Consider the following 14,292-nt stretch of genomic DNA (forward strand, 5'->3'; position numbering starts at 1 on the left):
ACAGTCTGATGAACCGTAGCGACGTTCTGATCATCGGCGCCGGCCCGACCGGGCTGGTGTTGGCGCTGTGGCTGAGCAAACTTGGCGTGCAAGTGCGCATCATCGACAAGACGTCGACACCCGGAACCACGTCGCGGGCGCTGGCCGTCCAGGCGCGGACGCTGGAGCTGTATCGCCAGCTCGACCTCAGCAATGCGGTGGTGCAGAACGGTCATCGAGTGGCCGCGGCGAACTTCTGGGTCAAGGGCGAACCTGTGGCGCGCTTGCCGCTGAGCCGCATCGGCGAAGGCCTGACGCCCTATGCGTTCCTCGAAATCTATCCTCAGGACGAACACGAACGGCTGCTGATAGACCGCCTCGAAGCCTTTGGCATCAAGGTGGAGCGCAACACGGTGCTGGAGAGTTTCTTGGAAAACGGTGACGGCATCACCGCCTATCTGCGCTTGCCCGATGGTCAGGAGGAAACCTGCCAGGCTTGCTATCTGGCAGGTTGTGACGGTGCCCGGTCGATCGTGCGCAAGACTCTGGACACCGGATTTCCCGGCGGCACCTACCAACAGATTTTCTACGTCGCCGACGTGCAGGCCAGCGGGCCGACGTTCAACGGCGAACTGCATGTGGATCTCGATGAAGCGGATTTTCTCGCGGTATTTCCCTTGGCCGGTACAGGCCGCGCCCGTCTGATCGGGACCGTACGCGACGAGCGGGCCGAGCAAGCCGACACCCTGCAATTTGAAGACGTCAGCAGCCGGGCCATCGAGCATATGAAAGTAAAGATCGAGCAACTGAACTGGTTCTCGACCTACCGCGTGCATCATCGGGTGGCAGATCATTTTCGTACCGGGCGCGCGTTTCTATTGGGTGACGCCGCCCACGTCCACAGCCCCGCCGGTGGCCAGGGCATGAACACCGGCATTGGCGATGCCATCAACCTCGCCTGGAAATTCGCGGCGGTGTTGAGCGGCGGCGCTGAAGCCAAACTCCTCGACACTTACGAAACCGAACGCATCGCGTTTGCCCGCAGACTGGTCGCCACCACTGATCGGGTGTTCACTTTTGTCACGGCCGAAGGGCGCATGGCCGATTTGCTGCGCACGCGCCTGGCGCCGTTCGTGATTCCGAAAATGGCATCGTTTGAGGCGTCCCGCGAATTCCTGTTTCGCACGGTGTCGCAGATCACCCTGAATTATCGCGGGATGCCGTTGAGCACGGGTGTTGCCGGTCATGTTCACGGTGGCGACCGCCTGCCTTGGGCTCACGACGGTGAGGGCGACAATTTTGAATCGCTGAAATGTACGACCTGGCAGGTGCATGTGTATGGCGACACCAGCGACGAAATGATCGCCTGGTGCCACGAACATCATTTGCCGTTGCATGTGTTTGACTGGCGGCCGGCGTTTGAAGCGGCTGGCCTGGGACGCAACGGGTTTTACCTGTTGCGGCCGGATACGTATGTGGCGATTGCCGACAACTCTGCCGATCCCAAGGTGATCGAGCGGTACTTCCGGGATCACGGAATCAAACCGTTTTTCGGCGCCCACTGACTCAACACCGTAGAAATGTGGGAGCGGGCTTGCTCGCTCCCACATTTAATCTGCAGTGATACTTAGATCCCGGCCAGCGCCAGGTCCATTGCGAAGTAAGTGAAGATCAGATCCGCCCCAGCCCGCTTGATCGCCCCAAGGCTCTCACGCACCACGCGATCCTCATCGATCGCCCCGGCCTGGGCGGCGAATTTGATCATCGCGTATTCGCCACTCACCTGATACGCCGACAGCGGCAAACGCGAGGCTTCACGGATGTCGCGGATGATGTCCAGGTACGCGCCGGCCGGTTTGACCATCAGCGCGTCGGCGCCTTCCTGCTCGTCCATCAGTGATTCGCGCACGGCTTCGCGGCGGTTCATCGGGTTCATCTGATAACTTTTGCGGTCGCCCTTGAGCGCGCTGCCGCCGGCTTCACGGAACGGACCGTAGAGCGCCGAGGCAAACTTGGTCGAATAGGCCATGATCGCGGTCTGGTTGAAACCTGCTTCATCGAGCGCCCGGCGAATGGCCTGAACCTGCCCGTCCATTGCGGCCGACGGGGCGATCACATCGGCGCCGGCACGGGCCGCGGCCACCGCTTGCCTGCCGAGGTTGATCAGGGTCTGGTCGTTGTCGACTTCATGGTTGTGCAGCACGCCGCAATGGCCGTGGTCGGTGTACTCACAGAAGCAGGTGTCGGACATCACAATCATGTCCGGCACGGCGTCCTTGGCAATGCGCGACATGCGCGACACCAGACCGTTGTCGCTCCAGGTATCGCTGCCGTTGCCGTCCAAATGGTGCGACACGCCGAACGTCATCACCGACTTGATCCCGACCCGGGCATAACGCTCGATCTCACCCGCCAGTTTCGACTCCGGAATACGCATCACGCCGGGCATGCTTTTGATCGGTACGAAGTCGTCGATCTCTTCCTCGACGAAAATCGGCAGCACCAGATCGTTCAAGCTGAACTCGGTTTCCTGGAACAGGCTGCGCAGGCTCGCATTGCGGCGCAGACGGCGTGGACGTGCTTCGGGGAACTGACTGGACATGAGGGGTTCCTGAAAAACGGAGGACGAGACGAAAGTCGTAGGGGGCCAAAGCTTATTCCCTCAACGGTCAGGGGCACAAACATCGATTGTGGAAGACTTTGTTACGGGCCCGGCAATAATCCCACCTCATTGCGCCAGCTGAAGACAACGTTCAGGATTGAGCAAAACCAACACAAGGAGTGACGCAGCATGTTTGATATCCAAAACTACGGCAGCTTCCTTGCCGCGATTCTGATCTTCCAGTTAGTGCCGGGGCCAGGCACCTTCGCCATTCTCAACGCCACCGCCCGCAATGGCCTGGGGGCCGGGTTCGGCGCCGTGGGCGGCACGCTGCTGGGGGATGCGACGTACATGATTGCGGCGGCCATCGGCCTGGCGGCCGTGATGCAGGCCAATCCCCTGCTGTTCCAGATGCTGCAGTGGTTCGGCGCCGCGTACTTGTGCTGGATCGGCGTGCAATTGCTGCGCGCGCCAGCGACTCGAGATTCAGCGGGGCTGGAGCCGAAACGGTCGGCCCGGGACTACTTTCGCACGGCCCTGGCGGTGAGCCTGACCAACCCCAAGGTCATCCTGTTTTTTGTGGCGTTTTTTCCGCTGTTCATTCGCCCCGATGCCTCCAGCCTGACCCTGGTCGCGATGATGCTGCATGTTTCGTTCATCAGCGCGCTGTATCAGGGTCTGCTGGTTCTGCTGGGCAATGCCGCGGCCCGTCGTTTGAAAGCCATCCCCATGGCGCGAAAAATCGCGTCCCGCGTCGCCGGCATGGCGCTGGTCGGGTTCGGGATCAAACTGGCGGCGAGTAACCGTTAGGCCGCGACGCTCGGCGCTACAGATTCAAGGTTCCGCTGATGCAGGTCACCACCGCGCCGCCGATCCAGATCTCGTCGCCCACTTGCTCGACCTGAATGCGTCCGGCGCGCCCCATGGACAGGCCCTGGCTGACCACATAGGACGCCGGCGCCAGTCCATCTCTGAGCAACCATTGGGCAATTCCGGCGTTCAGGCTGCCGGTCGCGGGGTCTTCCGGCATGCCGTCGCCGGAGATAAACGCCCGCACTTCGAATTGTGCGTCATCGCCATCGCGCTCGGGATGCCATGGCGCGATGACACCGACGGCCAGGCCGAGCATTTGCGAATGATCCGGTTGCAGGTCCAGCACCTGCTGGCGATCCTCGACCATCACGGCCAGCCATCCGGCACCGTTGTCGACCCACTGAGTGCGCACAATCGCCCCCGATTCCAGCCCGAGCCCCCGCCGCACCCGTTCCACCACATCCGCCTCCACTGGCCCGGTTTTGAGCAATGGCGGTGCGAGAAAGGCCAGCTCTGTCCCTTGTCGACGAACCCGCACCAGCCCCACGCCGCACTCCTGAATGATTTCTTCGCCCTTGGGCACGCCACCGGCCTCCAGCCACGCATGGCAGGTGCCCAGTGTCGGATGACCGGCAAACGGTAATTCGTTCAGGGTGGTGAAGATCCGCACGCGATAATCGGCGCGAGGATCGCGCGGTTCGAGTATGAATGTGGTTTCGCTGAGGTTGGTCCAGCTGGCGAACGACGCCATGTGCTCATCGCTGAGCTCATCGGCGCCGAACACCACCGCCAACGGATTGCCCTTGAGCGCAACACGGCTGAAGACATCTACTTGCTTGAAATCGAATGAGTGCATGGCCTTCCTTGGTCTTGATCAAATCGAAGCGTTTGGCTTGGGAATTTCCAGCCCGCGCGTCACCGCCGGCCGCGCCAGAAAGCGCTCCAGCACCCGCGTAACGTTCTTGAAGTCGTCGATGCCCACCAGCTCGCCGGCCTCATAGAAGCCGATCAGGTTGCGCACCCAAGGGAAAGTCGCGATGTCCGCAATGGTGTAGCGCTCGCCCATGATCCAGTCGCGCCCTTCCAGGCGGTTATTGAGCACATTAAGCAGGCGTTTACTTTCATCGACGTAGCGGTCGCGGGGACGTTTGTCCTCGTAGTCCTTGCCGGCGAATTTGTTGAAAAAACCGAGCTGGCCGAACATCGGCCCGATGCCGCCCATCTGAAACATCAGCCACTGAATGGTCTCGTATCGCGCCGCCGATTCCTGGGCCAGCAGTTGCCCGCTCTTGTCGGCCAGGTAGATCAGAATCGCCCCGGACTCGAACAACGCCAGGGGTTGGTCCCCCGGACCGTGGGGGTCGAGGATTGCCGGGATTTTGTTGTTGGGGTTCAGCGAAAGAAATTCGGGGGACATCTGATCATGGGTGTCGAAGCCCACACGATGCGGTTCGTAGGGCAGTCCGATCTCTTCGAGCATGATCGACACCTTGACGCCGTTGGGGGTCGGCAAGGAGTAAAGCTGGATCCACTCGGGGTATTGAGCCGGCCATTTTTGGGTAATCGGGAACGCGGACAGATCGGTCATGGGAAGAATCCACGAGAAAATTGAGAGTGCCGATCTTAATGCAGGAGGATCTTTTGCCGGAATCAATCTCACTGATGTTAAAGATCAAGAGATTGCAGCCTTCGTAAGCACTACTACGTGTACTGTGTCCATAATTCCGCAACATCCTGTCGATAACCTTTGCTCTACCCCATCTCAGGTTGCCGCTACAGTGCTGCGCACTCGCCCGGATCGAACCAAAGGGGCTTCAGAGGACTCTGAGCATTGCCCTTTCGGAAACGGACCGGCCCAACGACATGGAAAACACCCGGCGCAGGGAGCTCGCGGTGTAAAGGTTTGTCAGCCTTAACCGAATGCGCTGAAGATCACCTATTCAAATGATGAGCCTTTTTAAATTCGCCAAACGCTTCAAGCATCGCGCGTATGTCGTCCTGCCTTGCCTGTTGGCGGTCGGCGCGCTGTTCCTGTTCCTTGAGCCCGGCGAAAGCCGCGCCCAACCGGCGGACGGCACCCAGACGCTGGTATTTCTGCGCCACGCGGAAAAACCCGAAGGCGGCCTCGGCCAGCTCAACTGCCAGGGCCTGAACCGAGCCATCGACCTGGCCACCTTGCTGCCGGAAAAATTCGGCAAGGCCAACTACGTGTTTGCCGCCAACCCGACGCGCAATGTCGAGGAAGGCGAACTGGACAATTCCTACAGTTACATCCGCCCCCTGATGACCATCAGCCCCAGCGCGATCAAGCTTGGTTTGCCGGTGAACATCAACTTCTCGGCCAACGACACCAGTGACCTGGCCGATGAATTGCTCCACGACAAGTATCACAACTCGGTCATCTACACCGCCTGGTCCCACGGCTATCTGCCGGAGCTGATCAACAAGGTCGCAGGAGAAGCCGTCGGCAAGAAACAGAACATCGCCGACGACTGGGAATCCAGCGACTACGACTCGCTGTACGTGCTCACCCTGACCTGGCACAACGGCAAGGCCAGTCTGCAGAGCCACGTCTACAAGCAAGGCCTGGATAATGGGCGGGAGACCTGTCCGACGTAAGTGTCGGCGGTGCCTTAAGTTTTATAGCGGCTGCAAGGGCCCCTTCGCGAGCAGGCTCGCGAAGGGGCCGGCAAAACCAACACATTACTTACGATTGATGCGCCGCGCTCGTAGATACTCCAGAACTGCAACCCTCTCCCCCGCGAATTCAATGCGAGCCCCTTTCTTCTCCCTCTGATACGCATACATCGGGTCGTAATACTCGCGAAGCAACCCTTCGATCCAGGCCCGGTGCAGGTCCACTGCCCCGCTGCTCGCCTGCTCCGCCAGCGCGTCTTCCATCAAAATCAATATCCGCCGATAGCGTTCACCGCCCAGGCGTTTCTGCACATTGTTCAGGCTCTCCAGCAAACGCTCGGAAAACAGCGCGAAGCCTTCCTCGCCATGCACGCCGATGAACTCGGCACACAAGTCCACCACGTAATCGCGCAGGATCCGTTCGACCCTCCCTTCGAGGCTGTCTTCAAGCCAGACCATCGGAAACTGCTGCATGCCCTGATACAGCGACAACGGCAGCGCACAACTGCCAATCGCGCGGCTCTCGTCTTCCAGCACAAACTGCTCGATGCCGTTGGCGCGCTTCTTCAGCACGTCCACCGCCAGGCGGTTTTCAAAATCGATGTTGGAGGGTTGGCCGGTCGCGCGTTTACCGAAACTGGAGCCGCGATGATGGGCGTGGCCTTCAAGGTCCAGCCCGTTGCGCAACTGCGTGAGCACCTCGGTTTTACCGGTGCCGGTCATGCCGCCCAGCAAGACGAAATCACACTGGGCAACGGCCTGATCGAGCGTGTCCAGCAAGAAGGTGCGCATCGCCTTGTAACCGCCACCCACTCGCGGATAGTCGATGCCCGCCTCGTCCTTGAGCCATTGCTGGACGATCTGCGAGCGCAAACCGCCGCGAAAACAATACAAATACCCATCGGGATGAGCCCGGGCAAAATCGGCCCAGGCCTGGATACGCTCGGCTTTTATCTCGCCGGACACCAACTGGTGCCCCAGCGTAATAGCCGCTTGCTGGCCGTGTTGCTTGTAACAAGTGCCGACCCGTTGCCGCTCATGGTCATTCATCAGCGGCAGGTTGATCACGCCGGGGAATGATCCTTTGAGAAACTCGACTGGCGCACGGGCATCCATCATCGGTCGGTCGTTGAGGAAAATGTCGCGGTAATCGGTGAATTCGATGGACATCAAAACACCTCGACCGCGTTCGTCTGTCGCTCGATCAGTTCACCGATCGGCTCGAGGGTCAGGCCCAGCTCGGCGGCTACTTTGAGGAAGTGTTCGTTGCCTTCGGGGGTGACCGCAACCAACAGGCCACCGCTGGTCTGCGGGTCGCAGAGCACGCGTTTGTGCATTTCCTGAAGACGCCCAAGCTTGCTGGCGTAGCTGTCGAAGTTGCGCAGCGTCCCGCCCGGCACGCAGCCTTGGTCGAGGTAATACTCGACACCCGGCAGACGCGGCACACGGTCGTACTCGATGCGAGCGGTCACGTTGCTGCCGTCGGCCATTTCCACCAAATGCCCCAGCAGGCCGAAACCGGTGACGTCGGTCATCGCGGTGACGCACTCGAGTTTGCCGAAACGGCTGCCGGGTTTGTTCAGGGTGCACATCCAGTCGCGGGCCAGGCCGATGTCGGCGTGGCGCAACTTGCCCTTCTTCTCGGCGGTGGTGAGGATGCCGATGCCCAGCGGTTTGGTGAGGTAGAGCAGGCAACCGGCGGTGGCGGTGTCGTTGCGCTTCATGTGGCGCTTTTCCACCAGACCGGTCACGGCGAGGCCGAAAATCGGCTCCGGCGCGTCGATGGAATGCCCACCGGCCAACGGTATCCCCGCCTCATCGCAGACCGAACGCCCGCCGCGAATCACTTCCCGGGCAATTTCCGGGGCCAGTACATTGACCGGCCAGCCAAGGATCGCAATCGCCATCAACGGATCGCCGCCCATGGCGTAGATGTCGCTGATGGCATTGGTGGCGGCGATGCGGCCGAAGTCGAACGGGTCGTCGACGATCGGCATAAAGAAGTCGGTGGTCGACACCACGCCGCGTTCTTCATCGATGGCGTACACCGCCGCGTCATCGCGCGAGGCATTGCCGACCCAGAGTTTCGGGTCAAGGTTCTGCGCCCCGCTGCCGGCCAGAATCACCTCCAGCACCTGGGGAGAAATCTTGCAGCCACATCCTGCACCGTGGCTGTACTGGGTCAGGCGAATCGGTTCGCTCATGGGGGGCACACCTTGTGAAGTCAGTGCCAAGGAGTCTACATCAACGTCGTCTCCCCCGAGGCCCCACGAATCGTTGACCGAAAGGACAGCTAAACCACTCATTCCCTCACCTTTTCCGTACCTTGAGCAAAACTGGTATGCCTTGTGCAAACGTTTGCGAGTCGCTGATACAAGCGTTTTCGCTACAAAACAGCGCAAGCCCGCAGAACCGGGCCTTCAATCCGCACGAAAAGGGACTTTTAATGCACCGCACGTCCAGCCGCGTGACTTGCTCGCGCACCTTTGCTGTTTCCTTGCTGCTGGCCAGCGTTACAGGACTACTCAGCAACACCGTTTTGGCGCAACCCGCTCTCGCCGAAGAATCCGCCCAGGGTGAAACCCTCAGCCCCGAAGCGAGCCCACCGAAAAAAGGCGTGTACCTCTCGGACTGGTTCAATCAGGACCTGACCGTCATCGGCAGCAAAGACATCAGTTTCGGCCCGCAACCGGCCGACGATATCTACCTGGAATACGAGTACTTCGGCCGCAAGGGGCCGTTCGAGTTGTACGGCTACATCGACATTCCGAAGATCTTCGACATCGGCAACAGCCACGACAAAGGCGTGTGGGACCACGGCTCGCCGGTGTTCATGGAGCATGAACCGCGGATCTCCATCGATTACCTCGCCGGCCGCAGCCTGGCCATCGGGCCGTTCAAGGAATGGTACGTGGCCTTCGACTGGATCTACGACCACGGCAGTAACAGCGCCAACCGCGCCAATACGCTCTACAGCGGTTTGGGCACCGACATCGACACCCATTCGCAGATCAACCTCTCGGCCAACGTCTATGGGCGCTATCAGTGGGAAAACTACGGCGCCAGCAACGAGTATTCATGGGACGGCTATCGCGCCCAGCTCAAATACATCGTGCCGATCAGCAGCTTCAACAACGGCGCGTCACTGACCTACATCGGGTTCACCAACTTCGACTTCGGCTCGGATTTGCACAAGGACAACCCGGCCCGTACCGCCAACGCCACGGTGGCCACCAACGTATTGCTGTACTCGTTCACCCACTTGCGTTTCACCCTGGTCGGCCGCTATTTCCACAACGGCGGCAACTGGGACGATGGCAGCGAATTGAATTTTGGCGACGGTAGCTTCCGCGCCCGTTCCGACGGCTGGGGTTACTACGCTGGTGTCGGTTATCAGTTTTGAGTCTGGTTTGAATCAGGAGCCGCCAAATCTTGTGGGAGCTCGCTCCCACATTGATTGTGTTATGGCAACAAAATCACCTTGTCACCACTGCCTTGACTCACCTCGGCATACCGCTCCAGACCTTCTGCCAACGGCGATTCAAACAACCCCTCGGGCAACGGCAACAGGCCCTGATCGAAGAACGTGCCGAATTGCTCAAGCATCGCCGCACACGCCTGGACGCCGTACAACAACGAGTTGATCCCCACCACCGAACCGCCCTTGCGATACAGCGCCAGGGCCGGCAATTGCACCAGGCCGTCCACCGGCGCGGCGATGATCGCGATGCGACCGAACGCGGCCAACGCCGGGACCGAGGCCGGCAGCCAGAAACCGGTGGTGTCGAAAATCACATCGGCGCCGCCGGCATACACGGCATTCACCTGTGCGCCGAGGTCCTCGGGTTTATCCAGTTGCAGCGTCTGATACCCCTGGGCCTGCAAATCCTTGACCTGTTCCGGCCGCCGCGCTGCTGCCAGCACTTGAGCGCCACGCACCTTGGCCAGCGCCAGTGCTGCGGTGCCAACCGCCCCGCCACCGATCACCAGCAACCGGGTTTCGGCCGTCACCCCACTGCGCTCCAACGCATCCCACGCCGTGGTGTACGGCACGCCGAGGCTTGCCGCCTGGGCAAAACTCAGATGGGTCGGCTTTTGCGCCACGCCATTGGCCGGCAGTTTGACGAATTGTGCATGGGACCCATCGGCGAAAAAGCCCAGTTCACGGCCGGTGCCCCAGACTTCCTGACCGATCAGCGCCTGCGGGCCTTCAACGACGACACCGGCAAAATCACGACCGGGAATCCGCGGCAGTGTGGTGTAGGGAAAACGCCCCAGCACGTTTTTTACATCGCTGGGGTTGAGGCCGGCGGCCTTGATCTGGACCAGCACTTCATCGGCGCCGGGGACGGGGGTTGGAACCTCAACATAGCGCAGGGCCGAGAGGTCACCGGTCTTGTCGAATTGCAGTGCTTTCATGAGCGTTTCCCTCGAATGGATAAACGGTTCAGGAGATCCAGCCAGTGACCAGTTGCCGGCCCATTGGCCACACCTTCTCACCGACCAACATGCCGAGCAGCCCTACCAGCGCGATGGCCGGTGGTGCGGGGGAACGAAAATCCAGTGCGCCGTAAAGCAGACCGACGCCCAGACCGATGACCAATGAGATGAGGTAACTCATGGCGGACTCCGTGGGCAATTAATGTAAGCCCAGAGTCTAAGGAGTGGCAGCGTAGAGCATCGGCCAAGTGCTTCGGAATATCGGCCAAACCGTGTTCAATCCTGACGCTGGCTCGCCGAAAATTGCGAAGGCGCGACACCCAGTTCCCGTCGGAACATGTCGCTGAAGCTGCTCGGCGAATAGCCCAGCTCCCGGGCAATCGCACTGACCGGCACGCCCTGGATCAACTCCGCCACCGCGGTCGCCAGTTGCACCTGGCGCCGCCACTCGGCGAAGCCCATGCCCAAACCGTCTTTGAACAACCGCGCCAGGGTGCGCACACTGGCACCAGCGTTTTCGGCGTGTTGTTCGAAGGCAATGTCCAGCGATGGCGCGGCCATGACCGCCTGGCACAGGTTCATCAGGCGCCGGTCGGAATCATCCGGCAACGGAATCTTCAGCAGCGAGCGCCGGGCTCGCCTAAGCTCCAGCAGCGCCAGGCCGACCAGCGCTTCGTAATACTCGGGCGCGCCATCGTCGCCCTGCTCCACCAGCCCGACGATCAACTCGCGCAGCAGTCCGCCGACTTCGATCACCTGAACCGTGTCATCCAGCGTCGCCGCCAATGAGGGCCGCAAGTAAATGTTGCGCATCTGTAAATCCGAGACCACGCGAATCCCATGAGGCACACCCGGCGGCAGCCACACGGCTCGTTGCGGCGGCACCACCAGCGCTTCATGGGGCGTCTCGACCCACATCACTCCGCTCATCGCATACAGCAGCTGCCCCCAGACATGCTCATGCGGCTCGATGTACAAGCCGCGCGGATAGGTGCGCGCCAGCGGTTGCACGGGCACATCGGTATCACTAAGGTCTGGAGGGGCGGCAAGGGCCATGGTCAGCAATCATTGGGGGTTTTCAGAGATTGCATGGTAACCAGCCACCCGCGTTGTCGCCACTGGCGAAACCCCGTCCGCCAATCCGACTGAATTTTCCGTAACCCCGACGATCCTTGTATTACCACAGGGAGGAATATGGGCTATATGAACAACGCAAAACTTTTCGTCATTGAATACACCCTTCATGGCGCGCCCAAGTCTTTCATCATCCGCCTGGACAAGATGGATAACGCAGAGGCTTGGCATTGGGCGAGTTGCGACGCGGGGGTCGGACGAATCCCTCGCTTTGGCCGAGAGAAGGTGCAAAAAACCAGTAAGCCGATGGCAGAGAAGTTCGGCGTGGAAAACGTCAAATGGCGGCCGGCGAATTGAAATGAAAGTGGAGCCCGATCAGGCTCCACCTTTTTTTGGATAAGTGGTCAGCGTTGGGCGCACTTGCAGCCCTTGCTGGCACATTCTTCGCCATGTTCGTGGTGCTTGGCGCAGGCTTCACAGCAATAGTGCTTGCCGTGGCGCGCGATCGGATGTTCGCCCAGTTTGCAGGAGCATTTGGGGCAGTCGCAGATACTTTCACTGTCGATCATGAGTCTGACTCCATTGGTTGTGGTCGTCCGGGCCTGGCAAATGCGACCCGTATCACCAGTGTAGGAGCTTGCGTCAGCCCTGCCGGGTACTGCTGCGATACATGAACAGCAACGCCAACGCCAGACACACCATCGCCAACATCCGGCTACTCGACAACTCGATCGCCGGGTTGCCCAGCCAGCCGAAGTTATCGATCAACATCCCCATCCCCAGTTGCCCGACGATCACCGCCACCGTCGCCACTGCCGTACCGACCCGCGGCACCGCACCCACCATCACCATCATGTACACCACCCCGAACAGTGCGCCGCTGAGCTGCCATTTCGGCACGTCCAGCAAACTCACGGCATGGGCCGGTTCGAAAAACAGGATCAGCAGCCCGGTGGTCACGGCACCGACCACAAAGGTCAACAAACTGCTGCGCAACACGCCCACCGTTTCGCCCAGCCGCCCATTGATCGCCGCCTGGACGCTCAACACCGCACCGGCCGCCACGACCACCGCCAACAAAATAATCAGATTCATCATCAACCCCGAGCAATCAGAACAAGTGCCACGACAATCAGCAGCAAGGCCAGCCAGCGTTCACCGTTGACCTTTTTGCGGGTGGCGCCGAACCAGCCGAAGTGGTCGATCAACACGCTTTTGCCGACCTGCCCGGAGAGGATCGCAATCATCGTCATGGCAATGCCGATGTGCGGCGTGGCCAAGGTCAGCACGATCACGTACATCGGCCCCAAAAACCCGCCGATCAACTGCCATCGCGGCAGCTCATTCATGGCCGGCCCCTGTTGCGGACCGCTGAACAGCAACAGCAAAAACAGAATCGCCGAGCCGACACCGAAGATGCTCAAGGTCGCCCACAAGTGCCCGACCTGAACCCCGAGCGGCCCGAGTAAACCGGCCTCCACGGACAGGCCCATGCCGGCCAGAATCACCAGCGGCAGCAGCAACAGCCGCAGCCCCGGTTTAGTGGTCGGCGCGGCGACAACGCCAACGTCGTCGATTGAAGAAGTGTGCATAGAAACAACCTGCCTGAAGTAAACAATGGCGCGCATTATCGGCTGGCGGTCCTTTGCGATAAATGGGAGCATCCTGACAACACTTTTGCGCAACTCGCACAGCAGGATTCGTCATGCATGGCCTCAACGATCTGGGATTCAAGGCACTTCGGCTGTTTGTAGCGGTGCTGGACCACGGCAGTTTTTCCGAAGTCGCCCGCCGCGAAGGCCTGGCACCCTCTTCGATTTCCCGGCAAATCCAATTGATGGAGCAAGCCCTGAGCCAGCAATTGCTGTATCGCCACACCCGCGCCGTCTCGCCCACCGAAGCCGGGCGCATGCTCGGTCATCACGCGCGGCTGGTGCTGGTGCAACTCGAAGAGGCCGAACAGGCCTTGCAGGAACAGCAAAGCGAACCGAGCGGACTGGTGCGGATCAATGCGCCCGTGGTGTTCGGTCAGCGGCACCTGACGCCATGGCTGGGACAGCTCTGCGAGCGCTACCCGAAACTGCAACTGGATATCCAGCAGACCGACAGCTACGTCGACCCGCTGCAGGAAGGCGCCGACCTGCTGTTTCGCATCGGCCCGCTGCACGATTCGAGCATGCAGGCGCGGATTCTGGCGCCCCATCGTTTTCAGGTCGCCGCAAGCCCGGCCTATCTGGAACGTCACGGCACGCCGCAACACCCCGAAGAACTGGCCGCGCATCAGTGCCTGGCCTACAAGGGCGTGACCGGCCAGCAACGCTGGTTTTTCCGCAAGGATCAGCAGGACTGGACGCCCTGGTCGGTGAAGGGACCGATCACCGGCAACCACGCCGACACCCTGACGCAAGCCGCCGAACAAGGCTTGGGGCTGGTGATGTTTCCGTCGTGGCTGATTGGTGAGGCGGTGCGCAACGGCACGCTGGTGCCGGTGCTCGGGGCGTATCAGGTGTCCAACAGCCTGGAGCCGCAGCAGATTGCGGTGCTGTGGCCTGGGAGCCGACGGTTGTCGGTTAAGGTGCGGACGGTGATCGATTTCTTCGTGGAATGCTTCGGCACAGTGCCCTACTGGGACAGGCCGTAGCTGCCTGCCTTAATGACGATGCGAAACGCTTTCTGTAGGAGCCAGGCTTGCCGGCGAAGGCGCCCTCAAGAACGCCTTCGCCGGCAAGCCTGGCTCCTACAGTTAG

Annotated in this window: 17 protein-coding genes; 6 read left to right on the forward strand and 11 right to left on the reverse strand. The window is 60.6% G+C overall.

Translation table 11 applies throughout. From position 1 onward, the window contains the following. Positions 1 to 8 precede the first annotated feature (8 nt). Entirely contained in the window at positions 9 to 1,544 is a 1,536-nt protein-coding gene (locus ABH912_RS11055; RefSeq protein ID WP_429510654.1) for an FAD-dependent oxidoreductase, read from the forward strand. A gap of 62 nt (positions 1,545 to 1,606) precedes the next feature. On the opposite strand, the gene hemB is transcribed toward ABH912_RS11055, so the two are convergent. Beyond that, the gene (gene hemB / locus ABH912_RS11060; protein ID WP_429510655.1) at positions 1,607 to 2,581 is read right to left on the reverse strand and encodes a porphobilinogen synthase; all 975 of its coding nucleotides are present in this window, start codon (positions 2,579 to 2,581) and stop codon (positions 1,607 to 1,609) included. A 189-nt stretch (positions 2,582 to 2,770) separates the two neighbouring features. On the opposite strand from hemB, the gene ABH912_RS11065 reads away from it, so the two are divergent. Next, positions 2,771 to 3,391 carry a LysE family translocator gene (locus tag ABH912_RS11065; protein WP_429510656.1) on the forward strand — a complete coding sequence of 207 codons (621 nt, stop codon included), beginning with the start codon at positions 2,771 to 2,773 and terminating at the stop codon, positions 3,389 to 3,391. A gap of 16 nt (positions 3,392 to 3,407) precedes the next feature. Here ABH912_RS11065 and ABH912_RS11070 read toward each other — a convergent pair whose 3' ends face one another. Then, positions 3,408 to 4,250: a PhzF family phenazine biosynthesis protein gene (locus tag ABH912_RS11070; protein WP_429510657.1), complete on the reverse strand. Its 843-nt coding sequence runs from the start codon at positions 4,248 to 4,250 to the stop codon at positions 3,408 to 3,410. An 18-nt stretch (positions 4,251 to 4,268) separates the two neighbouring features. Then, positions 4,269 to 4,982 carry a glutathione binding-like protein gene (locus ABH912_RS11075; protein ID WP_429510658.1) on the reverse strand — a complete coding sequence of 238 codons (714 nt, stop codon included), beginning with the start codon at positions 4,980 to 4,982 and terminating at the stop codon, positions 4,269 to 4,271. Positions 4,983 to 5,341: 359 nt separating this feature from the next. On the opposite strand from ABH912_RS11075, the gene ABH912_RS11080 reads away from it, so the two are divergent. After that, positions 5,342 to 6,013: a histidine phosphatase family protein gene (locus ABH912_RS11080; protein WP_429510659.1), complete on the forward strand. Its 672-nt coding sequence runs from the start codon at positions 5,342 to 5,344 to the stop codon at positions 6,011 to 6,013. Positions 6,014 to 6,097: 84 nt separating this feature from the next. Here the strand turns inward: ABH912_RS11080 and mnmH are convergent, their stop codons facing one another. Both mnmH and selD read right to left on the reverse strand, forming a co-directional pair. Beyond that, a complete protein-coding gene (gene mnmH / locus ABH912_RS11085; protein WP_429510660.1) occupies positions 6,098 to 7,201 on the reverse strand; it encodes a tRNA 2-selenouridine(34) synthase MnmH in 1,104 nt (367 codons plus the stop codon). Continuing rightward, entirely contained in the window at positions 7,201 to 8,235 is a 1,035-nt protein-coding gene (gene selD, locus ABH912_RS11090; protein ID WP_033057379.1) for a selenide, water dikinase SelD, read from the reverse strand. The genes mnmH and selD overlap by 1 nt, the downstream gene beginning before the upstream one ends. Positions 8,236 to 8,477: 242 nt before the next feature. Between selD and ABH912_RS11095 the strand changes: the two genes are divergently transcribed. Further along, positions 8,478 to 9,434, forward strand: coding sequence for a nucleoside-specific channel-forming protein Tsx (locus ABH912_RS11095; RefSeq protein ID WP_429510661.1), 957 nt, complete (start codon positions 8,478 to 8,480; stop codon positions 9,432 to 9,434). A 59-nt stretch (positions 9,435 to 9,493) separates the two neighbouring features. Here ABH912_RS11095 and ABH912_RS11100 read toward each other — a convergent pair whose 3' ends face one another. The 3 genes from ABH912_RS11100 to ABH912_RS11110 all read right to left on the reverse strand — a co-directional run bounded on the left by ABH912_RS11100 (position 9,494) and on the right by ABH912_RS11110 (position 11,527). Then, entirely contained in the window at positions 9,494 to 10,450 is a 957-nt protein-coding gene (locus ABH912_RS11100; RefSeq protein ID WP_033057382.1) for a quinone oxidoreductase family protein, read from the reverse strand. Between the two features lie 28 nt (positions 10,451 to 10,478). Beyond that, complete coding sequence (locus tag ABH912_RS11105; RefSeq protein ID WP_082459108.1) at positions 10,479 to 10,652, reverse strand: DUF1427 family protein; 174 nt, start codon at positions 10,650 to 10,652, stop codon at positions 10,479 to 10,481. Positions 10,653 to 10,747: 95 nt separating this feature from the next. Beyond that, the gene (locus ABH912_RS11110) at positions 10,748 to 11,527 is read right to left on the reverse strand and encodes an AraC family transcriptional regulator (protein WP_134099418.1); all 780 of its coding nucleotides are present in this window, start codon (positions 11,525 to 11,527) and stop codon (positions 10,748 to 10,750) included. A gap of 147 nt (positions 11,528 to 11,674) precedes the next feature. Here ABH912_RS11110 and ABH912_RS11115 point away from each other — a divergent pair, with 147 nt between their 5' ends. Continuing rightward, positions 11,675 to 11,902 (forward strand): DUF6555 family protein, encoded by a 228-nt coding sequence (locus ABH912_RS11115; protein WP_008152143.1) that lies wholly within the window; start codon positions 11,675 to 11,677, stop codon positions 11,900 to 11,902. A gap of 47 nt (positions 11,903 to 11,949) precedes the next feature. Here ABH912_RS11115 and ABH912_RS11120 read toward each other — a convergent pair whose 3' ends face one another. The 3 genes from ABH912_RS11120 to ABH912_RS11130 all read right to left on the reverse strand — a co-directional run bounded on the left by ABH912_RS11120 (position 11,950) and on the right by ABH912_RS11130 (position 13,137). Continuing rightward, a complete protein-coding gene (locus ABH912_RS11120; RefSeq protein ID WP_046049906.1) occupies positions 11,950 to 12,114 on the reverse strand; it encodes a metallothionein in 165 nt (54 codons plus the stop codon). 73 nt (positions 12,115 to 12,187) lie between these two features. Further along, complete coding sequence (locus tag ABH912_RS11125) at positions 12,188 to 12,643, reverse strand: DMT family transporter (protein ID WP_429510662.1); 456 nt, start codon at positions 12,641 to 12,643, stop codon at positions 12,188 to 12,190. Continuing rightward, the gene (locus tag ABH912_RS11130) at positions 12,643 to 13,137 is read right to left on the reverse strand and encodes a DMT family transporter (protein WP_429510663.1); all 495 of its coding nucleotides are present in this window, start codon (positions 13,135 to 13,137) and stop codon (positions 12,643 to 12,645) included. The genes ABH912_RS11125 and ABH912_RS11130 overlap by 1 nt, the downstream gene beginning before the upstream one ends. A 113-nt stretch (positions 13,138 to 13,250) precedes the next feature. On the opposite strand from ABH912_RS11130, the gene ABH912_RS11135 reads away from it, so the two are divergent. Further along, on the forward strand, positions 13,251 to 14,186 hold the full coding sequence (locus ABH912_RS11135) for a LysR family transcriptional regulator (protein ID WP_033057388.1): 936 nt from the start codon (positions 13,251 to 13,253) through the stop codon (positions 14,184 to 14,186). The last annotated feature ends 106 nt before the right edge of the window (positions 14,187 to 14,292 follow it).

This window comes from Pseudomonas sp. BT76 TE3572 (assembly GCF_050435365.1).
In the GTDB taxonomy this organism is placed as follows: Bacteria; Pseudomonadota; Gammaproteobacteria; order Pseudomonadales; family Pseudomonadaceae; genus Aquipseudomonas; species Aquipseudomonas fluorescens_W.

What these genes read in the sequence shown, in the direction of transcription:
- ABH912_RS11055 (WP_429510654.1), top strand. Translation starts at nt 9, where the DNA reads ATGAACCGTAGCGACGTTCTGATCATCGGCGCCGGCCCGACCGGGCTG.
- hemB (WP_429510655.1), bottom strand. Translation starts at nt 2,581, where the DNA reads ATGTCCAGTCAGTTCCCCGAAGCACGTCCACGCCGTCTGCGCCGCAAT.
- ABH912_RS11065 (WP_429510656.1), top strand. Translation starts at nt 2,771, where the DNA reads ATGTTTGATATCCAAAACTACGGCAGCTTCCTTGCCGCGATTCTGATC.
- ABH912_RS11070 (WP_429510657.1), bottom strand. Translation starts at nt 4,250, where the DNA reads ATGCACTCATTCGATTTCAAGCAAGTAGATGTCTTCAGCCGTGTTGCG.
- ABH912_RS11075 (WP_429510658.1), bottom strand. Translation starts at nt 4,982, where the DNA reads ATGACCGATCTGTCCGCGTTCCCGATTACCCAAAAATGGCCGGCTCAA.
- ABH912_RS11080 (WP_429510659.1), top strand. Translation starts at nt 5,342, where the DNA reads ATGAGCCTTTTTAAATTCGCCAAACGCTTCAAGCATCGCGCGTATGTC.
- mnmH (WP_429510660.1), bottom strand. Translation starts at nt 7,201, where the DNA reads ATGTCCATCGAATTCACCGATTACCGCGACATTTTCCTCAACGACCGA.
- selD (WP_033057379.1), bottom strand. Translation starts at nt 8,235, where the DNA reads ATGAGCGAACCGATTCGCCTGACCCAGTACAGCCACGGTGCAGGATGT.
- ABH912_RS11095 (WP_429510661.1), top strand. Translation starts at nt 8,478, where the DNA reads ATGCACCGCACGTCCAGCCGCGTGACTTGCTCGCGCACCTTTGCTGTT.
- ABH912_RS11100 (WP_033057382.1), bottom strand. Translation starts at nt 10,450, where the DNA reads ATGAAAGCACTGCAATTCGACAAGACCGGTGACCTCTCGGCCCTGCGC.
- ABH912_RS11105 (WP_082459108.1), bottom strand. Translation starts at nt 10,652, where the DNA reads ATGAGTTACCTCATCTCATTGGTCATCGGTCTGGGCGTCGGTCTGCTT.
- ABH912_RS11110 (WP_134099418.1), bottom strand. Translation starts at nt 11,527, where the DNA reads ATGGCCCTTGCCGCCCCTCCAGACCTTAGTGATACCGATGTGCCCGTG.
- ABH912_RS11115 (WP_008152143.1), top strand. Translation starts at nt 11,675, where the DNA reads ATGAACAACGCAAAACTTTTCGTCATTGAATACACCCTTCATGGCGCG.
- ABH912_RS11120 (WP_046049906.1), bottom strand. Translation starts at nt 12,114, where the DNA reads ATGATCGACAGTGAAAGTATCTGCGACTGCCCCAAATGCTCCTGCAAA.
- ABH912_RS11125 (WP_429510662.1), bottom strand. Translation starts at nt 12,643, where the DNA reads ATGATGAATCTGATTATTTTGTTGGCGGTGGTCGTGGCGGCCGGTGCG.
- ABH912_RS11130 (WP_429510663.1), bottom strand. Translation starts at nt 13,137, where the DNA reads ATGCACACTTCTTCAATCGACGACGTTGGCGTTGTCGCCGCGCCGACC.
- ABH912_RS11135 (WP_033057388.1), top strand. Translation starts at nt 13,251, where the DNA reads ATGCATGGCCTCAACGATCTGGGATTCAAGGCACTTCGGCTGTTTGTA.